Source organism: Planctomycetota bacterium, from assembly GCA_016125255.1.
In the GTDB taxonomy this organism is placed as follows: Bacteria; Planctomycetota; Phycisphaerae; order Phycisphaerales; family Zrk34; genus RI-421.
The window spans coordinates 179855-203496 of sequence record WGMD01000002.1 but is presented as its reverse complement, the minus strand read 5'-3'; the positions used below and the strand labels follow the sequence as shown (position 1 = coordinate 203496).

Annotated in this window: 16 protein-coding genes; all 16 read left to right on the top strand. The window is 59.3% G+C overall.

The window, feature by feature from the left end; all coding sequences use genetic code 11:
- Window positions 1-108: 108 nt before the first annotated feature.
- The 16 genes from GC162_01950 to GC162_01875 all read left to right on the top strand — a co-directional run bounded on the left by GC162_01950 (window position 109) and on the right by GC162_01875 (window position 23590).
- Window positions 109-3402, top strand: coding sequence for a response regulator (locus tag GC162_01950; GenBank protein MBI1367397.1), 3294 nt, complete (start codon window positions 109-111; stop codon window positions 3400-3402).
- A gap of 189 nt (window positions 3403-3591) precedes the next feature.
- Window positions 3592-4269 carry a response regulator gene (locus GC162_01945; GenBank protein MBI1367396.1) on the top strand — a complete coding sequence of 226 codons (678 nt, stop codon included), beginning with the start codon at window positions 3592-3594 and terminating at the stop codon, window positions 4267-4269.
- Window positions 4270-4746, top strand: coding sequence for a response regulator (locus GC162_01940; GenBank protein ID MBI1367395.1), 477 nt, complete (start codon window positions 4270-4272; stop codon window positions 4744-4746).
- Between the two features lie 341 nt (window positions 4747-5087).
- Window positions 5088-6431: a PAS domain-containing protein gene (locus GC162_01935; GenBank protein MBI1367394.1), complete on the top strand. Its 1344-nt coding sequence runs from the start codon at window positions 5088-5090 to the stop codon at window positions 6429-6431.
- A 191-nt stretch (window positions 6432-6622) separates the two neighbouring features.
- Window positions 6623-7123, top strand: a complete 501-nt coding sequence (locus GC162_01930) for a hypothetical protein (GenBank protein MBI1367393.1) — start codon at window positions 6623-6625, stop codon at window positions 7121-7123.
- Window positions 7120-8571 (top strand): hypothetical protein, encoded by a 1452-nt coding sequence (locus GC162_01925; protein ID MBI1367392.1) that lies wholly within the window; start codon window positions 7120-7122, stop codon window positions 8569-8571. Before GC162_01930 ends, GC162_01925 begins: the two co-directional genes overlap by 4 nt.
- Window positions 8562-9209 (top strand): hypothetical protein, encoded by a 648-nt coding sequence (locus GC162_01920; protein ID MBI1367391.1) that lies wholly within the window; start codon window positions 8562-8564, stop codon window positions 9207-9209. Before GC162_01925 ends, GC162_01920 begins: the two co-directional genes overlap by 10 nt.
- Window positions 9210-9237: 28 nt before the next feature.
- Window positions 9238-10848 (top strand): HAMP domain-containing protein, encoded by a 1611-nt coding sequence (locus GC162_01915; GenBank protein MBI1367390.1) that lies wholly within the window; start codon window positions 9238-9240, stop codon window positions 10846-10848.
- Window positions 10848-13436: a response regulator gene (locus GC162_01910; protein ID MBI1367389.1), complete on the top strand. Its 2589-nt coding sequence runs from the start codon at window positions 10848-10850 to the stop codon at window positions 13434-13436. The genes GC162_01915 and GC162_01910 overlap by 1 nt, the downstream gene beginning before the upstream one ends.
- Window positions 13437-13491: 55 nt before the next feature.
- Window positions 13492-14550, top strand: a complete 1059-nt coding sequence (cheB, locus tag GC162_01905; GenBank protein MBI1367388.1) for a chemotaxis-specific protein-glutamate methyltransferase CheB — start codon at window positions 13492-13494, stop codon at window positions 14548-14550.
- Entirely contained in the window at window positions 14547-17522 is a 2976-nt protein-coding gene (locus tag GC162_01900) for a response regulator (protein ID MBI1367387.1), read from the top strand. The genes cheB and GC162_01900 overlap by 4 nt, the downstream gene beginning before the upstream one ends.
- A 69-nt stretch (window positions 17523-17591) precedes the next feature.
- Window positions 17592-19277, top strand: coding sequence for a response regulator (locus GC162_01895; GenBank protein ID MBI1367386.1), 1686 nt, complete (start codon window positions 17592-17594; stop codon window positions 19275-19277).
- Window positions 19274-19663, top strand: coding sequence for a response regulator (locus GC162_01890; protein ID MBI1367385.1), 390 nt, complete (start codon window positions 19274-19276; stop codon window positions 19661-19663). Before GC162_01895 ends, GC162_01890 begins: the two co-directional genes overlap by 4 nt.
- Window positions 19663-20763, top strand: coding sequence for a response regulator (locus GC162_01885; GenBank protein MBI1367384.1), 1101 nt, complete (start codon window positions 19663-19665; stop codon window positions 20761-20763). Before GC162_01890 ends, GC162_01885 begins: the two co-directional genes overlap by 1 nt.
- Window positions 20760-21800, top strand: a complete 1041-nt coding sequence (locus tag GC162_01880) for a diguanylate cyclase (protein MBI1367383.1) — start codon at window positions 20760-20762, stop codon at window positions 21798-21800. Before GC162_01885 ends, GC162_01880 begins: the two co-directional genes overlap by 4 nt.
- Window positions 21797-23590, top strand: a complete 1794-nt coding sequence (locus GC162_01875; GenBank protein MBI1367382.1) for an HDOD domain-containing protein — start codon at window positions 21797-21799, stop codon at window positions 23588-23590. Before GC162_01880 ends, GC162_01875 begins: the two co-directional genes overlap by 4 nt.
- The last annotated feature ends 52 nt before the right edge of the window (window positions 23591-23642 follow it).

Genomic DNA, 23642 nt, shown 5'->3' with positions numbered 1-23642 from the left:
ACGTAGTTGTGCGCTCCGTACGGTTTATCACTCAAGCGCGTTCGATCATGCGTCGAAGCACATGCGGGCCGCACGCCATGGTCATCGCGGCGTCTGTGTCGACGGAGAATGGCATTGCTTGACCTTCATGCCACATCCACGAGAACGCATGCTGAACGTCATGGACGCCATCGACGACTCTGGTCGTGGCTGTTCATCGTATTGACATTGCTGATCGGCTCAGCGGCGGCAACGGCGGCGCAACAATATGCCGGCGAAGCAGCGTCAGATCGCACATGGCGCGGCGGTTGGGACTACTTCATGAACTACGGTCGATATCTGCCGCACACGCGCAGCATACCCGGCGCTGACGGCAACCGCGACTGGACATGGATTGCCATTATCATTGGATTGAACATCTGCGTGCTTGCCGGATGCCTTCGCATATTTCTCTTCTGGCGCCGCAACTATCTGGCGGAAGCGCCACAGGACCGCAATCGGAAGATGATGGACCTGGCGTATGTGTTTCTGCTTTGCGCACTGAGTGGATGCGGCATGTCGCTGTTGATGGTCGCACAGCCGGAATATCGGCTTCAAGCCGTGTTGCTGCTCTTGCTCTGCGTGTACACATGGCGATTCAACTATCGACTCAACGAGCTGGGCGTGTCGCTTTCCGCGCTGCGCATCAACCGGCAACTCGAATACATGCAGCGGATCGCTCGGGTCGATCTCGATGCGCTCGCCAGGCATCGGCGGCAGTGGATATCCCAGACGGTGCGCTTCCGACAACCGATCGGCGTCGTGCATGTGATCGCCGTGGTGCTGAGCGTCGGAACGGCGATCGGTCTGTCGCAACTGGTGCTGGAGGACCATCTTCATAGCAATCTGCCCAGTTGGATACGTGAGCTGACCATCGCCATTTATGCGACGGCTGTGATCGGGGTGGCCATGTGGTGGTTCATGGTTCAACCGCTGCGGCGCGGTCTGGCCGAACGCAACAATTCGTTATGCGAATCACTCGTGGAGGCGGAGGAACTGAATACTCGACTGCGCCGCCTGTCGCTGGTCGCGTCCCGAACCGACAATGCAGTGGTCATGCTCTCCACCGAGGGCCGGATCGAATGGGTCAACGCCGGTTTCACCCGCCATTCCGGTTACATGCCGGAAGAAGCCATCGGCCAGTTGCCGCATCATCTGCTCCGATGCATCACGGCGGGAACGGAGCCAGAGACGATCAACGCCATTCTGGAAATGATCGAGAAGCACGAACCGGTGCAGGCGGAAGTCTGCAATTTGCGCAAGGATGGGAGGCCGTACTGGATCGCACTTGAGATTCAGCCGGTCTATGACGAGGTCGAAAAACTCGAAGGATTCGTGGCGATCGAGTTGGATATCACCGAGCGCAAATGCTACACGGCTGAACTCATTGAAGCACGTCGCGCCGCCGAGGAGGCATCCGCCGCCAAGAGCCGATTCCTCGCCAATATGAGCCACGAAATTCGTACACCCATCAACGGTGTGCTCGGGGCACTGCAACTGCTTCGACGCGGCGACTACGATCAGCGCGAGCGACGCTATTACGATGCGGCGGAAACATCGGCTCAGGCGCTACTGACACTGATCAACGACATTCTCGATTTCTCCAAGATCGAAGCTGGGCAACTCGAACTTCACGAGCATGACTGCGATCTGTCGCAATTACTCGAGAGTATCATGACGATATTCTCAATCAAGGTTCGGGAAAAAGGCATCGAACTCATCCATCGGATTGCCCCGGATGTCCCGCGGCGCTTGCGCGGCGATGAGCAGCGGCTTCGTCAGATCATCATCAACCTCGTCAACAATGCAGTCAAGTTCACCGATTCGGGTGAAATCGAAGTCGTCATCGATCTGGAGCCGAGGCTGACGGACAAACATCATGTGGGCCTGCATATGAGCGTGCGCGATACGGGTATGGGCATCAGCCCCGAAGGTCAAAAGCGGCTCTTCCGATCGTTCACGCAGGTGGACGGATCGATGGCGCGCAAGCATGGCGGAACCGGGTTGGGTCTGGCCATCTGCAAACAGCTTATTGAAATGATGGGCGGCGAGATTCATGTCGATTCCGAGACGGGTCGCGGGTCCACATTCCAATTCTGTATTCGTATGAAGCGCCGCAACGGCGACGCCGGTCTTCCCTGCGACGCCCTCACCTTCTCTGATCTGAACGTACTGGTCGTTGAGGATCGCGATACGGTGGCGACGGCGCTCCGAACGATGCTCGAATCATGGCGGTGTCGCGTCTTCGTGGCTTCGACGCTTTGCGGCGCTCGCGATGCGCTCTTGTATTCCAAAGAAGCCAACGCGCGTTACGACCTGATTCTGCTCGATGTGATGCTTGGCGACGAGGACGGCCTCACGCTGCTTCGCGAGATCCGTTCAGACGCCCATGTTCATCAGCCCCGCGTGATCGTGTGTTCGATGCGCGATCCGTCGGAACTCGGCGATCTGAGAGCCCTCGGCGCCGATGCGTTCATCGATAAGCCCATCGGCAGCTCTCGCCTGTTCGACACGATCCGTTCCGTGCTTTATGGAGACAATGCATCCGTCCACGCCGTATCGACGGACGCGTTTGCGGTAATTGATGACGCGGATGCGACGCCCGTCGGAGGCGACCTGCCGGTGCTCGTTGCCGAGGATAATCCGATCAATCAATTGGTGACGGCTGAACTTCTGCGGGAGGCCGGTTACAAACCGACAGTGGTCGAGAATGGTCAGAAGGCAATCGAGGCCATCAAGACCTCTGCATTCGCCATTGTGCTGATGGATTGTCAGATGCCCGAGATCGATGGCTTCGAAGCCACCGCCCGCGTGCGCGCCATGGAGCTGTCGGGTGAGATCAATCATCATCCGACCATCATTGCGCTAACGGCCAATGCCATCGAAGGCGATCGCGAACGGTGCATCTCCGCGGGAATGGACGACTATCTGAGCAAGCCCATCGATAAAAAGGACCTGGTCATGACGATCGAACGAGCCCGGACCGAACGAGCAAACGCGGACATCTCCATCGAGGACTTGCCGATTGACCTAGGGCAACTACTCAAGCGCATGAGCGGAAATGTGAAACTCGTACGGCTTGTCCTTGACGAGTCGTTTCGACAGATCCCGGAGGATGCGACGAAGTTGAAGGAGGCCATGTCGGCAGGCGACAGGGAACAGATCAAGAGCATCGCACACCGCATCAAAGGGGGCACGAGCCAATTGTGCGCCGGCGCGATTCAACAATGTGCCGCATCGTTGGAGGACGCAGCGCTGACGGCGGAAATCGATGCGCTCGCATCGCAATCTTCGGAATTGGTTCAACACGTGGCTGCATGCATCTCCGCCCGTTCAGAGGTGTATGCCGCGCTAGACAAAGTTGCGAGTGTGCCACAAAGCTGACACCTGTCGAGTGGACTTGTGGTCCAGGTCGTGCCGATAGATCATATGGAACAACAAGTGTCGCCCGGCAAGTCCATACGGTAAGTATTACTGCTCAGCATCATCGAAGATGTATTCGCATAAGTGCGTATTGCAAAAAACGCAACGTATTGCGGGAATGAGTCGATGTAGCAGGTATGGAAATGAAGCATGCAAAAGCAAGGGGTATTCATGGCAGTTCCTGAACAAACAACTTGCAATGTCGTGACCGTAGCCATTGTTGATGACGAACGCGAATCCAGAGAGACGTTACAGGCGATGGTGGTTGGATGGGGCTACCGTGTTGATGCCTACTCAAACGCGTGCGACTTTCTGGAATACGCGGATCCTCAGGAGGTGCAGTGTCTGATCTTCGATGTGCGTATGCCCGGGATGGATGGGATCGAACTGTATCACCGAATTGAAGAAATGGGCTGGTACAAGCCGGTGCTGTTCATTACGGCTAATGCAAATGTCGCGATGGCGGTTGAAGCGATTGAACGTGGAGCGGCAGGTTTCTTCGAGAAGCCGGTCAACCCTGAAGACCTCAAGGCCCACTTGCATACGGCGATAGAAGCCAAGCTCGCGGCCGAGCACCGCCAAAAAAAGTATGAACAGGTCGAACGACGATACAAGCGACTGACCTCGCGCGAGCGGGAGATCATGGCGTATATCGTACGGGGTCTATTGTCCAAGCAAATCGCCGCGGAACTCCAGTTGAGTGTTCGCACCGTGGAGGTGCATCGACTTCGGCTCATGCACAAGATGGAGGCGTTGACGGTGGCGGATCTGGTTCGCGATGCGGTGAAATATCAGTTGTGTAATCAACTTGATACAAGTGTTGCCTGAATGCTCTTTGTTGCATGCGTGAGGAGTCGTATCATGCAACCGACGGGGTCTCCCACGATCGTTATTGTTGAAGATGATCCTGATCATGCATTCTTTCTGCTTGAAGCGGTGAAACAGCATGACGCCGCAATAGAGGCGATCCATTTGTCGTCCAGTCGTGAAGCCATCCGATTTCTGCGTCATGAAGGCGGCTACGCTCGGGCGCCGCGCCCGTCACTCGTTACGCTCAATATTGATCCGCTTCACCACGACGGTCTGGAAGTGCTGCGAATGATCAAAACCGACGACGATCTATGCGATATCCCTGTCGTTATGATCTGCACATCTCAATCGCCCGAAGATCATCACGCGGCACGTTTGCTTCATGCCAACAGCGTGCTTATCAAACCGATCGACTACGGAGAGTTCCGTCAGATGATCGAACAATGCCTGACCTATTGGGTGCGCTGGGAGGCAAGCGAAAACCTCGCGGCATGAGCGCGAAGGGTACAGTCGTAATCCATCTCACCGCGATTGACTATGACCGAACCATGATGATGAAAAAATAAGTGTTTGTACTCATCCTGCCCAAATCCGGTCGCCTCATGTTATCAGCGGTCATATATTGACACCGAAGTGTCAAGGCGTGTTGCATCTTAAGCAATCCTGGTCAGGAAAATACAAGCGGAAAATGTCCTTGTGTGGATTGCTGATGAAATCATTGATGGTGTTTCAGATCGAGGATCACTCCGACGACACGCAGATGATGAAATGGCACCGGGTGCACTGCGCGCAGATATGCGCTCTGCGAAGGTGCCGAATATCTGAACGACGGGACCATGAACTATGACCAGGAAAGCAGCGGCCGCGATCAAGATTCTCCGAACCGGAAACTGCGATCCGGTACGGATCGTCATGGGTGGCGCGCCAACCGACCGATTCGTGCTGATCAACGGCACATCCGGAACCGCAGAGAGGGCACTCTGCTCGGTGCGTTGCGCCCGATCGTGTCAAGCGACATGCATGGGCTTAACACGCATTCTAAGGAACATGTATCGCGCAGCTGGCGCACGGGGGCTGAATATATGACTGACGAAAATCCCTCTGGGAAATTGGAGTCTACACCCGAAGCCACTGTCCCGTCCGTGGGGTCGAGTGTTGACGCCGCCGATCTTCGCCGAATTCTGCAGTTGAGTCCGGCGAGCATTTTCATCGTTGATTGCCACGGCCGCACTCGCTTCGCGAATCGTGCGGCCTCGGAGTTGTTCGGCCGGCCGATCGAGCAGTTGCATGATCATCCATTCGGCCTCGCCCTGAATGCTTCGGGCGCGACGGAAATGGATATTGTCCGTCCCGACGGCAAGACGCGTATCGGTGAAGTGCATGTCGCGCGGATCGTCTGGAACGGACTGTCCGCCAGTCTGGTGACGATTTTCGATGTCACGCAACGAATGATGGACGAACTGACGATTCGTCAGATCAATGAAGAACTGACGCAAAGGACGCGCGACATGGAACGGTTCGTCTTTGCCGCATCCCACGATCTTAAAGCTCCGCTGGTGACGATCGGCGGGTATACGGCCCACATCTGTGAGGCGCTCCAAAAGACAGACATGGAACTGGTGGGCAAATTTGTCGAACGCGTCAAGGATGCGGCGAGCCGAATGAGACGGCACGTGGATGATCTTCTGGAGGTGTGCCGCGCCGGTCACCCGGTAGAGGCGCGGTCGCAGGTTGATCTCGGTGAGGCGGCGCGGCAGGTTGTGCGTGAACGGCAGGATGAGATTTGTCGGCGTCAGGCGAGTGTGATCATCCATGAACCGATGCCGACGGTGGACGCTGTTCCGAGCCAGATGCTTCAGGTGTTCGATAATCTGCTTGGTAACGCGCTGCGGTACGGCTGCAAGGGACCGGACCGCCGGATTGAAATTCGGGGTGAGAGGCAAGCGTACCAGGTCAGTTTCTGCGTGCGTGATTACGGTCCGGGCATTGATCCGCAGCACGCTCAGACGGTGTTCGAGTTGTTCAAGAAGTTGGGGGACGATCGCGAGGGTTCGGGCGTGGGCTTGACGATTGTGCAGCGTATTGCGGAGTGGCATGGCGGTAAGGTCTGGCTCGAATCACCAACAGACCACGGCGCCGCGTTCTGGGTATCCTTACCTTGCCGCGCGCCGATGGCCTGAACGTGCGCCAGCTCCGATGCGGTGTTGAAGAGGCCTTTACGCAAAAGAACGATATGGAACTTGTCAACACGACTGCGTGAAAATGCGTATGTCGCGCGATCAGTTTCACGTCGATCTATTGATCACAAAGGATGGTCTCCCGGCGGCAGTGAGCCGCGGAGCCGGTGGAATCTGTTACCAGCGGGTGAGCGATGCAAGTGCGCAACGAAGAACGGGTGTTGTTGATCGATGTCTCGGATCGTCGGTTGGCGATCAACAGCCGGGCCGTCGTTGAGCTTCTCCTATTACCTCATCTATCCCGTCCTCCGCGGACGCCTTCGGCGCTCGCCGGATTCATGAACCTAAGTGGCGTGCCGGTGCCAGTCTTGCGCCTGCGCACGTTATTGTCATTCGATGCCAGTGACGACGGCTTGTACACCCCCGTCGTTGTTGTCGGAGACAAGTCCCGACCACTCGGGCTCATCGTTGATCGCATCAATCGTCTTGTTGCCGTGGAAGTCGACGCCCGGGCCGAACTGGAGCCGGACAGCACATTCAATCGTTGTGCGGATCATGCGATTCGAATCGGCGAAGAGATCATCGCCGTCCTCTCGCTGGATCGGTTGCTGCTTGACGCGGAGCAGTCGCGTATCCGTGAGTTCGCCCGTATCGAAGCGGAACGTCTCGCGGCGTTGGAGGCGACCACCTCGTGATTACACACCCTGCCAAAAGCATCAGCGCATTGGCGGACCCGATGTGGCAAGACCTCAAAGCGTTCGTACTCGAACGCTCCGGCCTGGAATACTACGCCGATCGGGATCAGGAACTCGCCGCGAAGATCAACGATCGCATCATCTCAGAGGGACTATCGGGCGTTGAAGCATATCTCGCCACGCTTCAATGTGCCGCTCATGGCGATCTCGAATTTGATCAGCTCGTGCAGGAGCTGACGGTGGGCGAAACATACTTCTTCCGCCATCAGGAAGTCTTTGAAGCGCTGCGTCAGACGGTGATTCCCGAAATCATGAATCGCAATCACGTTCGCCGTACGCTTCGCATCTGGTCCGCGGGCTGCTCCATCGGAGCCGAACCTTACTCCATCGCCATCCTTCTGGACCGTCACTTCCAAGATGAACTGCGGGATTGGGATGTGACGATTATCGCGACGGACATCAATCGGCGCTGTCTTGTCAACGCACGTCGCGGCGTCTTTCATGACTGGGCGATGCGTGGCGTCGAACCTTCAGTGATCCGCGATTATTTCGACATCGACGGCTCGCGGTACGAGTTGACGCCGATGATTCGTGATCGCGTTCAGTTTCAGTATCACAATCTCGCGCACGATCCGTTTCCATCGCTTCTGAGCGGATTGCACACGTTTGATCTGATCCTCTGCCGCAATGTCACCATCTACTTCAATCAAGCGCTGGTTCACTGCTGCGCCGCAAATTTTCATGCCTCTCTCGTGCCGGACGGGTGGATGGTCACCGGACCTGCGGAGCCGAATGACGATACGTATCGACAGTTTCGCTCCACCACGCTCTCCGGGGCGGTGTTCTACCAGCGTTCCAACACGATCAAGCCCTCCATACCCATGTGCTCGGCCAACCCTCCAGTTCGCCCAGGGCTGGCTGGGTTGGCCGGCACGAGGGATTCGGCGCATCGCGGCCGGGCCGATACGGCACCTTCAATACGGAAGCGCCCCGGTCTTGAGCCGATGGTTCCCCGTGATGTCGCTCCGGCACGCACCATGGAGGCGCGCTTCGGCATACATGGCCGTGCCGACGACCTGGCGCGACGGGGTGATCTGCGGACGGCTTTGGAACTGGTGCAGCGCCAACTCGACAAGGATCGATTGAACGCGGCCCATCATCTCAGCGCTTCGCTTCTGTACAGCGGCATCGGTGAGGAAGCGGCGGCGGAACATTCTCTGCGGCGCGCCATCTACCTCGATCGCAAAAATGCCGCCGCACACTACCTGCTGGGTCTGCGCCAACAGGCGATCGGCGACATGCGGGCCGCCGTGCGCTGCTATCACACCGCCATCGGCATAGCCATCGGCCTGGCGCCCGAAAAGCTCGTGCTCGAAATCGAACCCATGACGGCGGCCGAACTCATCGGCCTCGTCGAAAAGCAACTGGAAGTGGCGCAATGCTCATGAGCGAGATCACTGAACGTATTGACTGGGAAGACGTCAAGGCACGTCTGGCTGCCACCCGGGAAAACCTCGAGCGCATCGGAACGGTGGATGGCAAGGTGCTTGACAAGGTCTACCGCGAGCGCGCCCGACGGTTGGCAGCCCGTTCTGATGATGATGAGCAGCGCGCCAATCAGGCGAGACCGATGCTTCGATTTATGGTTTGCGGGCAGATGTTCGCCATCAGCTCCGCGGCGGTCGTCGAAGCGCGGTCTGTTCCTGTGATGACGATCGTTCCCGCCGCATCCGGCGATCTCGCAGGCCTCGTGGGTATCCGCGGTGAGATATGGACGATGCGCGACGCCGCGGTGCTGTTGGACCTGACACGCTCCGAGTCCCCCTCGCGCGCTTTATTGCTACATCCGATGGAACGAAGGATGGGCCTGCTGATCGATAACTACGATCGGCTTGAAATGATCGATCCGACCCGACTCATCCCGATGCCCGACCACGCGAAGCCCAAGCTTCAGACGCTGGGCGTGACGGAAGACGGCGTCGTGGTGCTTGATGAAATTGCCTTGGCGGGATGGCTCGGCCAGGCCGCACTTGCGGATCAGGCAACGCTCGCAACAGAGGTATCCTCAAGGGCCATTGCTGACTGATGCTCACACCGAAAGGAGCGATTGAGATATGAAGTGGACCGTTGGAACCAAGATCGGCGGAGGGTTTACGATCGCCCTGGCGATCCTGATCGTGATCGGGGCACTCTCATACCGCAGCATCAATAAGCTCACCGACACATCGGACTGGGTCACACATACCCATCAGGTGCTTGAGCAATTCTCTGGCCTTCTTCAGGCCATGACGGACTGCGAAACCGGTGTGCGGGGCTACATGGTGGCGGACGACGACAAGTTTCTCGAGCCCTATCGAGCGGGCATGTCGCGCGCTATCGAGCATATCCGGCAAATCCGTGAGTTGACCGCTGACAACCCGCAGCAGCAGCAGCGGCTGGACGTCCTGGAGCAGCACGTCAATGAGAAGCTCGCCTGGTTCGCCAGCGCCATCGAACTGCAAAAAAGCAAGGGCATCGAGGCGTCGCGGGAGTTGGGCGCCTCCGGTGTCGGTAAGAAGACAATGGATGAAATCCGTGACCAGATCGCCATCATGGGTAATGCAGAGCGCAGCTTGCTAGCCGTTCGTGCCGAGGAAGCCGCCGCGACCGCCGCGGGCACACGCCTGCTGATCATTGCAGGCACCGGCTGCGCCATGACCATCGTGATCGTTCTCGCCATCCTCATCACACGCAACATCTGCAATCGCCTTCGTGAAATTACCGAGGCTGCACGCAAAGTGGCGGACGGTGATTTATCCGGTGCGGCGATCAAGGCGACGGAGGAAGACGAGATCGGCGATCTGACCGCTGTCTTCAACACCATGCGTATGGGGCTGACCGACCTGAGCACCCAGATCCGTCAGGCGACGAACAACGTCGACTCGGCGGCGAACGAAATTCTTGCTTCGACGCGCCAGCAGGCCTCGAGCACCCGCGAGCAGGCGGCCACGGTGCAGCAGGTTTCGACCACGATGCAGGAGATCACTCAGTCGGGCAATCAGATTTCCGACAAGGCCAAGGAAGTCTCCAACTCCGCCGAAGCCACCAGTTCGTCGACCGACGAGGGCGTGCGGGCCGTCAAGGACACCGTCTCGTTGATGGAGTCGATTCGCGGACAGGTCGAGGAAGTCGCCGAAAACATCGTCACGCTTTCCGAAAGCACGCAGGCGGTCGGCGAGATCATCGCCACCGTCTCCGATATCGCCGAGCAGGCCAATCTGCTGGCCCTTAACGCCGGGATCGAAGCGGTCTCGGCGGATGAGCACGGCGGGCGATTCTCCGTCGTTGCCAGCGAGATGAAGAACCTGGCGGATCAGGCCAAGCAGTGCACCGTTCAGGTCCGCTCGATCCTCAGTGACATCCAGAAGGGCATCAACACCTCCGTCATGCTTACCGAAGAAGCCGTCAAGCGCGTCGAATCCGGCAAGCGACAGGCCGATCTCACTGAGCGGGCGATCGCGATGATGCAGGATTCGACTGAACAAAGCGTCGTCGCATTTCAGCAGATTCTCGGCGCCACCAGCCAGCAGCAGGTCGGCTTCGAGCAGGTCGCGCAAGGCATGCAGGATATCCGCGTCGCCGCCGAGCAGACCGCCGTCGGCACAAGCCAGCTCGAGAAGTCCGCCGCGACGCTCACCGCCCTCAGCAAGCAGCTTCAGACCGCTGTCGGGAGGTATCGGATCTGATGGACTCGATCACCGAAAAAATACTCGAGGCCTTTCAGATCGAGCATCGCGAGCATCTGACGGGCATCCGAGGCGCCTTGGACGAACTGGCGACCAATGCCGGCGCGTCCAAGGCGCTGGATGAAGCGTTCCGCATGGCGCACAGTCTCAAAGGCGGCGCTCGAGTGTGCGGACTCGATCCGATCGAACGCGTGGGACATCAGATCGAGGCCGTATTTGGACAGGTGCGCGATGGCACGCGCAAGCTCGACCGACCCGCCATCGACGCCATCAATGAAGCGCTTGATAAGGTTGAGGATTGGATGTCCTGCCTGGTCGCCGGCGACACGCCGTCGCTTGAGCCGGCCGCGAATATGATCACGTCTCTTTTGGCCGCGGAGGTCGCGACCACGAACAAACCCGGCGTCATGCCCGTGAACAAGACGGACTCTCGCGTCAAATTGCGGGCGGCATTCGAAGCTGAATGGCGGGGTCATCTGACCGTTCTCAGGCAGTTGACCGAGCGAGCGGAGCGCGATGTCCTGTCGGTCACGCCCGAACAGGTCAGTGCCGGCCATCGGGCCGCACACAGTCTTAAAGGCGCCGCGCATATCGTCGAACTCGATCATGTCGCGGACTTGAGCAAGTCGCTTGAAAAGCTTCTGGCCCAGGTCCGCGACGGAGTCGAACGTCTTGAGGAAAGCACGATCGAGCTGGCCCGGTCGCTAGTGGAGCAGATCAGCCGGGCAGTCGAGGCGGCGACGGGTGCTGACTGCACACCGAAGGCCGGCGACACGAATGAATCCGATCCGCAGAATTCTCCGGAGGGAGCGTCCCTGCGACCGCGTCCGGGGCGCGAGGATGCTGCGGCAACGGTGCGCGTCTCCGCCGACAGTCTCGATCGTCTGCTTCGCTCCGCGCATGACATCCTCAGCGAGAGCTCCCGTCAGCGGGAGATCGAGAACCGCCTAGATCAAATGCGGGAACTGGCGGCCACGGCGCTGCGTGGATCACGACGGACACGCGGCACATGGCATGCCGTGCTGCGCCGTCTCGAAACGGATCGCACCTTCGCGCCCCTCATTGCGCAGATGCGCCTTTGGGAGAGCCAACTCAGGCAGATGGACTCACTTGCCCGATCCGTGCGGTCCGCACAGAAACGATCGAGCTGGTCTTTGCGGGCGATCGGGTCCGAATTGCAGGGCAACATTCGCGAAGCGCGCATGATCAATGCCGACAGCGTGCTGGGGGGCTTCGGCAAAATGGTCCGCGATCTGGCCGACGCCCACGGCGTCAAGGTGCGCTTCAAGTCGATGGGCATGGAATCACTTGCGGACAGGGTCGTCCTTCAGATGCTCAAGGATCCTGTGATGCACATTTTGCGCAATGCGGTCAGCCACGGGCTCGAAACGCCACCGGCGCGCCTCGCCGCAGGCAAACCCGACACCTGCGTGATCGAACTGCGCGTCACTGCCACAGGCAATCGCCTCGAAATTGATGTCGTTGACGATGGACAGGGACTGGACATCGAGCGGATCGTGAAGCGCGCCAAAGCACGGGATCTTCTGCCCGACGAGCCGCTGGGCACGATGACGATCGAGCGAATTGCACCACTCATCTTCGCGCCCGGATTCTCCACGTGCGAACAGGTCAATGACGTGTCCGGACGCGGCATGGGGTTGTCCGTCGTGCAGGAAGCGGTCGATCAACTTCAAGGATTCGTCCGCGTCAAGCCCGCCGAGCCGTATGGCACGCATTTCGTCCTTTCCGTGCCTGTCTCGATCGCCACGCAGCGTCTGCTTCTCGTGCGCAGCGCCGAACTGTATCTGGGCATCCCGGTGGCGTCGATCGATCGGCTCTTGCGTGTGCCGATGGACGGGATGGAGGTACTTGCCGGTTCGCCCAGCCTGAGGGTCGATGGTGCGATCGTACCGATTGTAGCGCTGTCGACACTGATCGGTCGGTCCGCGGAGATCAACACCCCCGGCAACATCGCAGCCGTTGTTGTGCTGCGCCTTGGCGACAAGCGACTAGGCGTCGTGGTGGATCAACTGCTCAATGAGCGCGACGCGGTGGTGAAGCCGATCATGTGGCGTCCGCCGGGCGCCGATTGGCTCACCGGCGGCATTTTGCTCGAAGACGAGTCGATCGCGCTGGTGGTCAATCCACACCAGCTCGTCGACAACCAGGCTGTCGGCGCCTCCTTCCGCGCACGAGAAACATCGACGGAAGCAGCCATGCAGCGGACAACAACGATTCTTGTCGTCGATGACTCGTTCACAACGCGAACCCTCGAGAAGAGCGTTCTCGAATCGTACGGTTATCGCGTGCGGCTGGCGACGAACGGCACTGAAGCGATCAGCGTATTGCGCGGCGGCGACATCGATCTGGTGATCAGCGATGTGGAAATGCCGCAGATCAACGGGTTCGATCTCACCACATGGATCCGGAAAAATGATACCGACCGACGCATGCCGATCATTCTTGTCACGTCGCTCGAATCAGACGAACATAAGGAGCGCGGAATGAACTGCGGCGCCGATGCCTACATCGTCAAAAAGCGATTCGATCACGAGCGGCTCATCGAAGCCATTCAACAGCTTGTCTAACCCGAATTGCTATTTGCCGATCATGGATCTTCACACAAACAATCCGATTCGCGTGATGATCGTTGAGGATTCCATCACGGCACGCGAACTGCTGACGCATCTCATCAATCGAGATCGGCGGCTGCGGCTCGTGGCGCAAGTCGCCAGCGCGGAGCAGGCGATGCGGACCCTTCCTCGCGTGCGACCCGACATCATCACTATGGACATCCGCCTGCCGGGGATGGACGGTTATGAAACGACGCGATTGATCATGGAAACTCACCCGACGCCAATCATCGTCGTTGCGGCAGGCATGAACGAGCCCGATGGGGCGGCGTCGATTCTGGCGCTGCGGGCCGGTGCGTTGACGGTCATGGAAAAGCCCTCGCTCTCATCCAAGGAAGACGGTGGGATTTTCGGCGAACGCCTATGCAACAAGCTGGTGGTGATGAGCCAGGTGCGTGTGATCCGGCAGCGATTCAATGGACCGCGCCGAGCGGCGCGGATCATCCAACCGTGCGCCAGTGCGCCGGTCATTCCATGTCAGTCCGAGGGACAGGTGGACGGCATCGGAATCGTGGCGTCGACCGGCGGGCCTGCGGCACTGGAGACCATCCTGTCGTCCCTGCCGGCGGATCTGCCGGCTCCAATTCTGCTTGTGCAACACATTTCACCCAGTTTCCTCGAAAGTTTCGCGTTATGGCTCAAAACCATCTGCCCAATGCCGGTGCACATTGCGCTGAACGGCGCGCGAATCGAGCGCGGTTGTGTCTACATCGCGCCGCAGGATCGTCATCTGACGGTGGTCAATCGCCGGGCGAATCTGACCTGCGCGCCCGCCGAGCACAATGAACGTCCATCCGGATCCGTGTTGCTGCGTTCGATCGCAGAGGCCTATGGGCCGCGCGGCGTCGGCGTGGTGCTCACGGGAATGGGGCGCGACGGAGCCGATGGGTTGCTCGCCGTTCGAGAGGCGGGCGGACACACCATTGCGCAGGACGAAGAAACATCCGTGGTGTACGGCATGCCAGGCGAGTCCATTGCCATCGGAGCGGCCGCCGAATCGCTGCCGATTCATGAGATCGCCGATAGATTGGCGGTTCTGGCTGGCACCGCACCAGTGGAGAATTCATGATGCAATCCATGCCTCAGATTCTGCTTGTCGAGGACTCGCCTTCCCAGGCGATTCGGATGGAGCACGAACTGAAGTCCCAGGGTTGGAACGTCGCCGTCGCATCGACCGCACAGGACGCCATGAACGAAATCCGCACAGCCCCGCCCGATCTCATCCTGATGGACTATTACCTGCCTGGAATGCGCGGCGACGAGCTATGCAGAACGGTTCGCATGAACATCGCCACACGCGGCATCCCGATCATCATTCTCACAGGCGAAGATTCCGACAGCGTCGAACTGCTGGGCCTCGAATCCGGCGCCGACGATATTGTCGCGAAATCCAGCGACACTGAGGTGCTCTTCGCCAAGATACGTTCCGCACTGAGTCGATCGACCCATCGGCACGGGCTGCTGTTGGGAAATGATGATGCCTTGCGCGCCGCTCGCCTGCTGGCGATCGACGACAGCCAGACATACCTGCAGTTTCTGACTACCAAACTGCAGGATGAAGGGTTTCACGTGGATACGGCCACGAGCGGACCGGAGGGGCTGGAAGCGCTGGAAAGCCGGAGTTTCGATTGCGTGCTGCTGGATCTGGTGATGCCCGAGACGGATGGGATCGCGATCTGTCAGCAGATTGTGACAATGATGGCCAATCGTGGCGACTCGATCCCGATCCTGATGCTCACGGCGAGCGAAGAAAAGGAGGATTTGACGCGGGCGTTGAGCGCCGGAGCTGACGACTTCGTCGGTAAGGCGGCGGATTGGGCGGTGCTGCACGGACGTATCCGCGCCTTGTTGCGACGCAAGGCGTATCAGGACGAGAACCGGCGGATTCTCGAACGGTTCAAGGACAAGGAACTCGAGGCCATCCGTGCCAATACCGAGAAGGAGGCCGCGGAGGCACGTGCCTCGCTTGTTGATGAGCTTGAAGCGGCGCGGGACCGGCTCGAGTCTTCACAGATCGAGCTTCGCGCCGCCAAGGAAGTCGCCGAGGAAGCCAATCGCGCAAAAAGCGAATTCCTCGCCAACATGAGTCACGAAATCCGCACGCCGATGAACGGCATCATCGGTGTGACCGAGTTGTTGGCACAGACGGATCTTGCCCAGACGCAGCGAAGCTATGTCGACATGATCAACCAATCCGCCGACTCGCTATTGCGCCTGCTCAACGACATCCTCGACTTCTCGAAGATTGAAGCCGGCAAGCTCGACCTGGACTTCGCTCCTTTTGATCTACGCGACACGATCGGCAGTGTCCTTCAATCGCTGGCACTTCGTGCCGTGCAGAAAAATCTTGAACTTGCGTATCACATCACCAGGGAGGTTCCCGACCGTTTGATCGGCGACCCCGGTCGATTCTGTCAGATCATCACCAATCTCGTGGGCAACGCCATCAAATTTACCGACATTGGCGAAGTTGTCGTGAACATCGCCGTCGAGCGGCTCGACATGAAAGCCGCACACCTTCGCATCGCCGTGACTGATACTGGACCGGGCATTCCTCTCGAACACCAGGCCCACATCTTCGATGCATTCTGCCAGGCGGATAGCTCAACGACGCGCCGGTTCGGCGGGACGGGGCTGGGCCTGTCGATTTCGTCGCAGCTCGTGGCGATCATGGGCGGGAAGCTCGAGCTTCACAGCACGGCGGGCAACGGGAGCACGTTCTATTTCTCGCTCGAATTCGAGCGGTCGAGCGAATCCGCGTTGGCGCGTCGAATACCCGCGGAGCTCAATGATGTGGAAGTGCTGATCGTCGAAGATAACGCCACCAACCGCACCATTCTTGGCGAGATGGTTCAGGAATTGGGTATGAAATCCACAGCCGTCAACGATGCGGCGGAGGCGCTGCGGTATCTGGAGCAAGCCAGCCGGGAAAATCGCCCGACGCGCATCGCCATCGTCGACTACATGATGCCCGGCATGGATGGCATCGCGTTGGCCAAGTCCATTCACCACATACCCTCATTCAGCGAACTGCCGATCATCCTGTTGTCGTCGGCCGGAAATCTGCGAGATGACGGTCGCATGAAAGAGGGACGAATCACGCAGCTTCTCTCCAAACCGGTTCGACATACCGAACTGCTTGCATCGGTGATTGAGTGCCTTGGGTCGCACTCCTCTCGCCGGCGGTCCGCGGAATCGGTCGCGCGAACTGAAGATCACCGCCCGATGCGCATTCTGCTCGTCGAAGACGGCAAGATCAATCAAAAGATCGTCATCGATCTGCTGTCGGGCGTCGGACACACCGTAGTGATCGCGAACAACGGTCTGGAAGGCATCGAAGCGATTGCGCGCGAAAGTTTCGATCTGGTGCTCATGGATATGCAGATGCCGGAGATGGATGGACTGACGGCGACGCGCAAGATTCGTGAGCGTGAGGCGCGGGAGGGTGGGCATATTCCGATCATCGCGATGACAGCCAATGCGATGACAGGGGATCGTGAACGCTGTCTTGAAGCGGGGATGGATAAGTACCTGTCCAAACCGATTCGAGCCGCCACTCTGTTCGACGCCATCTCCGCGATGGCTGAGGAATTGGCGAAACCCGCTGCGGCGACCGCTGATGCACAGAGGTCATGTGATTCGGCTGATTCAGGCGGCTACGACGATCATGTTCTTTGCATCGCGGAGGCAATGAAGGAATTCGGTTACACGCATGAGGTCTATGAAGATTTGCTGCGCTTGTTCTTTGACGAATGGACCGCGCTCCACGGCGGCGTGCGTGACGCCCTCCGGTCCGGTGACGCCGCTCGCCTCCGATCCGACGCGCATGCCATCAAAGGCAACGCCGCGGCAATCGCCGCAAAGGGCATCACCGCCGTGGCGGGCGAAATGGAGGAGATGGGACGCGGCGGGGATCTGTCCGGCGCAGGTCCGGTGTATGATCGGCTGATGGAAGAGTTCGAAAAGTTGTGCCGCGTCTCGAGTCGTATGATCGGACAGCATCATGCGCTGGCCCCCCATCACACCATCCGGTACGCATAAGCCCGTATGGATGCCGCGGTCCGGGGCGTCGAATGTAGTCAATGACGAAGCTACGCACGCCTGCCGGAAATGGAAGCGGGAAGGGACATGTTGTCGAAGGCGATTCATCTGCTCCTGGTGGACGACTGCGAGTGTGACGCCGACCTCATACGCGATGCACTCGATGCGGCTTCGGACCACTATGACCTGACCCATGCGGTCTCATTGTCGAATGCCGCGGCGCATCTCCGCAGCGCCCGTATTGATGCCGTGCTTCTTGACCTGGGACTCGCAGAATCGAGTGGACTCGATACGCTTCGCCGCTTTCAACACATCGCCGGCGACATCCCCGTGGTCGTCATCACCGACCACAACGACTTGTCCGTCAGCCAGGTCATTGAGGCGGGTGGCCATGACATTCTCGCCAGAGAACATGTGCAATCGGAGACGATCGCGCGTTGCGTTCGGCACGCCATTGAACGCCAGCATTCCGCGGACACGATTCGCAGGGCGGATGAGTTGCTTGAGCGGCGTGCGGCCGAACTGGAGCATTTCAATCAGCAACTGCAGACCGAGATCAGCGAACGCCGTCGCATCGAACAAGGGATGGAGGCGGCCCGCATCGAAGCCGAGGCGGCGAATCATGCCAAGACGGAGTTCCTGGCGTGCATGAGCCACGAACTCCGCACGCCGCTCAATGCGATCATTGGCTTCTCCGACGGGCTTCTGGGCCGCATTGATACGCATCCGCTGACAGAACATCAGATTGACCGGATCAAAAAGATTCTCGCTTCGGGGCATCACCTGCTGACGCTTATCAACGACATCCTTGATATCGCCAAGATCGAAGCGGGGGAAATGAAGACAGTGATTTCCAGGTTCACGATTGCCTCACTGATTGGCGAAGTGTCCGACATGGTCGAAGCCCTCGGCAAAGACAATCAGCACGTCAAATTCGTGCGTGCGGTCCCTCCGCAGGCGATCGAGCTGACCAGCGATCGGAGAATGCTCAAGCAGATATTGATCAATCTGATCGGCAATGCCTTCAAATTCACTGCCAAAGGCACGATTACGCTTCGTGTTCTGACGGACGGGGAGGCCGTATGTTTCACCGTCCAAGACACCGGTGTCGGGATCGCCAGCGGCCGGCTGCACACGATCTTCGATAAGTTCAGCCAACTGGATGCTTCGACGACGCGCGAGAAGGGCGGTACGGGGCTGGGCCTTGCGATCTGCCACAGCTTCGCCGAACTGCTGCACGGACAACTGTCGGTACGCAGCGAAGTGGAGAAAGGATCATGCTTCAAGCTCACGATTCCCTTGACGCCGCCCACCGATGTGGACGTTCCCGTAGCGACAACGCCGAATGCAGCGATGCCATGCACCGGCCCCGATACGATCGAGTTGCCGACTGTGCTCTGCATCGACGACAGCCCTGTCAGTCAGCGGATGATGCGACATTTTCTGGTCGACGGCGGGTACGGATTCCTGCCGGCGTTCTGTGGAGAGGACGGCTTGCGGCTGGCGCGAACGATGGCGCCGACGGTGGTCACGCTTGATGTCATGATGCCGGACGTGGACGGATGGAAAGTCCTGCGTGAACTGAAGCAGGATCCCGTCACGCGGAATATCCCGGTTCTGTTGATCACATCTCTGGAGAGCACGGATCCGATGTTGAGCCGGGGTGCCGCGGAATGTCTTGCTAAGCCGATCAGGAAGGAACCACTGCTTGCGAAGCTGCGACAGCTTGTTGAACGGAAGGAGTGTGCCGCATGAGCCGAAAGATGATGCTGATCGAAGACAATCCGGAGAATCGGCTCGTCATTTGCGACATTATCGACTTTGACCGCGTGGATGTGGAACTGGAGCAGTTCGGCACGGCCGAACAGGCGCTGGCGCGGATTGCGGATATTCAGCCAATTCTCGTGATGATGGATATCGCGCTTCCCGGCATGAACGGGATCGAAGCGGCGCGTGTGCTCAAGAGCAATCCTCAGACGCGGTCGATTCCAATCTGGGTGGTGTCGGCGCATGCGATGCCTGACGATCGCGAGTTGGCGATGCGGGTCGGTTGTGATGCCTATTTCACAAAGCCGATTGATACCCGCGCATTCGCCTGCCGACTTCGCGCGCTTGTTGAGACACGGAAGGAGGCCGCCTGATGTCGCGCGTACTGATTGTAGACGACACGGCGTCGAACCGCGAGGTGCTGACGGATGCGTTGGCCGACGAAGGGCACCACCTCGATGAAGCCAGCGACGGGGATGAAGCGATCGGGCGCGTCCTGGCCGAGCCGCCGGATGTGATTCTTCTGGATGTGATGATGCCGAACCTCGATGGGTTCGAGTGCTGTCGCCGGTTGAAGGCCGATGGCGCCACGGCGTGCATCCCGATCATCATGATCACGGCGCTGACGGACGATGCGCAGATCGTTCGCGGGCTCGATGTGGGCGCGACGGACTTCATTTCCAAGCCGTTCTCGTTTCCGGTCGTCCGGGCGCGCGTCCGTGCGGCGCTGCGCACGAAGTCGGCGATCGATCAGCTTGAGCATCGCAATCAGGAGATTCTCTATCTGGCGTACGCCATGACGCATGACCTTCAGACGCCGTTGGCCAGCGTGTCCGGCGCCGCACAGATGCTCACCAGCCATCTTGCCGCCGACACGGACCCGAAGGTTCAAAAGTGGATTGAGCGGATTCAGAACAACGCCGGGCGCATGGTCGACATGCTCGAAGACCTGATGACCTACGCGAAGGCGGGGCGCGAGCAAATCGAGCTTGACAAAGTGGACCTTGTTCTTGCGGTGCGTCAGGCGATGGATCTTGTGCAGGGCGATCGAGGAGGCTCATCCGTGTCTCTCGATATCGATCAGGAGTCGGTATGGGTGCGCGCGAATGCCAAAGCGCTTGTGCGCGTGATGGCGAATCTAGTTGGCAACGCGGTCAAGTACTCAGCCGATCGTCCGTCGCCGTGGGTGAACATCCGTATTGAATCGGCCAACGGTTTGGCGCGATGCACGATCCGAGACAACGGCTCGGGCATCCCGCCTTCGCAGATCAACCGGGTGTTCCTGCCGTTTCGCCGCGGCAGCGCGAAGACGCCGGGCACGGGACTGGGCCTGGCGATCGTCAAGCGGTTTATCGAAGGGTTCAACGGACGCGTCTGGCTTGAATCGGACGGCGAGTCCGGCGTCACGGCTTACGTCGAATTGAAACTGGCGGCGGTCGACAGCGCGCGCCGGAGAAAAGGGCATGCCGCGTGAACGAACAGCAGGGGAAAACCAATGATGCCGATGCGAAGTTCGCAGGCAACCCGACGACGCAAGTGACGGGTGGCGATCCGTTCGGCGCCGATGCGCGGGGACCAGCGATGCTTTCGAGCCGCGGGATGCGCTTGCTGGCGGTCGAGGATGATGAAGACCATCGCGAATTGATTCTGAGCGGATTGAACGCGCCGGGGCGAGAGAGCATCGACTTGTCCTTCGCGTGCAGCGTGGCTGACGCGTGTGCGCGACTTGCGGTCGATCGCTTCGATTGCGTGATCATCGATCAGAACCTGCCTGATGGGTGCGGGCTGGACATCCTTGATCGTGCGAAGGAGCATCTTCTCGCTACGCCGGTGGTCGGGTTGTCGACTAGCGGTCGGCAAGCCGTGACGCGGGGTGATGTGCGTGCCGAGGGTATCGAATTCATACAAAAGCACTCCGCCTTCGCCGACGGGTCGCTTCGCCGCCGACTCTTTGCCGCTCTGGCGCGATATCACCGGCGCGCCGCCGGCATGGTTCATGGCGATGAAACGCTTGCTGCGTCGGGAATCCTGGATCGCACGGCCTTCAAGGAGCATCACGCCCGGTTGCACCATCGCGCACTGCGGGAGCACGTTGTCTACGCACTGATGCTCGCGGATGTCGACCAGATCGCACAGGACTGCGATCAATCCTGCGGCGTTGCCGGCGACGAAGTCATTGAGAAAGTCGCCAGAGCGATCAGAAGTGATCTTCGCGAGCACGATGTGATCGGGCGATATGGGGAACGGGAGCTTGCAGTGCTTTGCGAGCACAATCGCCAAGTCGATCACACGCCTGTCGCGACCCGGCTTTGCAAGCACATCAGCAAGCTCGAAATCGAGCAGAAGCATCACTTCGAGCACGGCCTCGTCACGATCAGCATGGGCGTCGCGATGTACGATCCGGCGGCGCCGGAGACGGAGGAGCAGATTGTCCGGCGTGCCGGTGGCGCGCTGGAGGAGGCACGGGGTGCGGGTCAAAGCCGTGTCATCAGGGCATTGAGGTCGACATGAGCCGCGTACTGATTGCCGACGACATGGCCGTCTATCGAGAGCCGATCGCTGAGGCGTTGCGATCGGCTGGCTTTGACGTCGAGATGGCGCCGGATGGCGAAGCGGCGCTGCGTCAGGTCAAGTCGTTCGATCCGGACCTGATCCTGTTGGATCTTCATATGCCCGGTCTGGACGGGCTGGGCGTGCTTTCGGAGTTGCGACGCCATGAAGTATCTGCCAAGTTGCCGGTGATCATTCTCAGCTCTGTGGCCGAGCGCGATCTGATCCGCCAGGCCGCCGTGATGGGCATCTCCGGTTACATGCTCAAAAGCAGCTTCTCGCTCGCGGACCTGACCGATCGCATCCGTCGCGCTATCGAATCCGAGTCGGGACAGCAACCGACTTCGACGCCCGCAACGCCGGCCACGTCGACCGGCTCAGTTCAAGAACAGGGATTACCCATCGGCGAAGTCGCCACGATCGACAACACCAATGCACTCGAGGCGCTCAAATCGATCAAGCCGATCATCACGCGCACGGCGATCAACGAGCATCTTGAATCGTGCGGTGAGCTGAAGGCGATGTCGCCGACCGTCGCGCAGCTCCTGAAGGCGACGCAGTCGGCGGGCGTGTCGATCGAACGCATCTCCAACATGATCAAGCAGGATCAGGCGATCGCGCTGCAAGTGCTCAAGATGGCCAACTCCGTGGTCTATACGCATGGCGAGCCGGTGGAGAGCGTGCAAAAGGCGGTCATGCGCATCGGGCTCACGCAGATCCGTCAGCTTGTCATGAATATCGCCGTCATCGAGCGATTCGCCATCACGAGCCATCCGCGCCTGAGCACCGAACAGTTCTGGGAGCACTCGATTTCGACCGGTCTTATCGCCGCCGCCCTCACCCGTCAGCGCGGCGAAGGCGAAAACGAGATCGACGCAGCGTTCACGATGGGACTACTGCACGACGTCGGCCGCATGATCCTCATCGAGCGCATGCCCGATCTATACACGCAGGTGCTCGATGCATGCGAGGAGCTTGAGTTGCCGCTGGAGCAGGTCGAGAGCCGCATGCTGCTGGTGAATCATGCGGACCTGATGGACAAGACGCTTCGGCAATGGCGTTTCCCCAAGCCGCTCATCGACCCGATCGCGCTGCATCATCTGGGCATCGGTAATATCCGTTCGCTCGCCCCGCGCATGGTCACGGAAGTCGCCACACTCGCCCTGGCCAACCGGCTCAGTCACGCGATGCTGCTCGGCTCAAGCGGGAATCAGGCGCTGTATCCAATCGACCCGTTCGTGCGTGCGCTCAAACTCAAGCACGATGTACTCGATGAGATTTGTCGCACGATTCCCGATCAGACCGCCGACGTGAAGTTCGCCATGCTCAGTCAGAGCGGCGCCGGCGGCGGGGGATGGGTCGATCTGAGTCAGAAGATCAGGGATCGCATTGGCGTTCCGATCCGGCCCATCTGTGTTTCCGCCGAGCCGGACACGGACGCGTATCGCATCGTTTGCGACCGGATCGGCGATCCGATCACCGACGATCAGAAACCCAATCTTGTCGTCGCTCATTTGACAAGCTCAGCCGAGCGCGACGTCGTCGCCGACAAACTTCAGGCAGCGGAAAGCCAGCATGGCGTCCATCATCTGCCGATGGTCATCCTGTCGGCGAACGCCAATTTGTCGCTCCCGGACAAGGCGATCGCCGGGCGTAATGTGCGATTGCTCCCGAGCCCCATCGATCTGACGCGCTGGGTCACCGCAGTGAAAAGTCTGGTGGGTGACGCCGATCCGCCGACGCAAGTCTGATGTAGGCGAGCAGGCGAAATAGCCGTCAAATCAGCATGTCATCGTGTGCAAG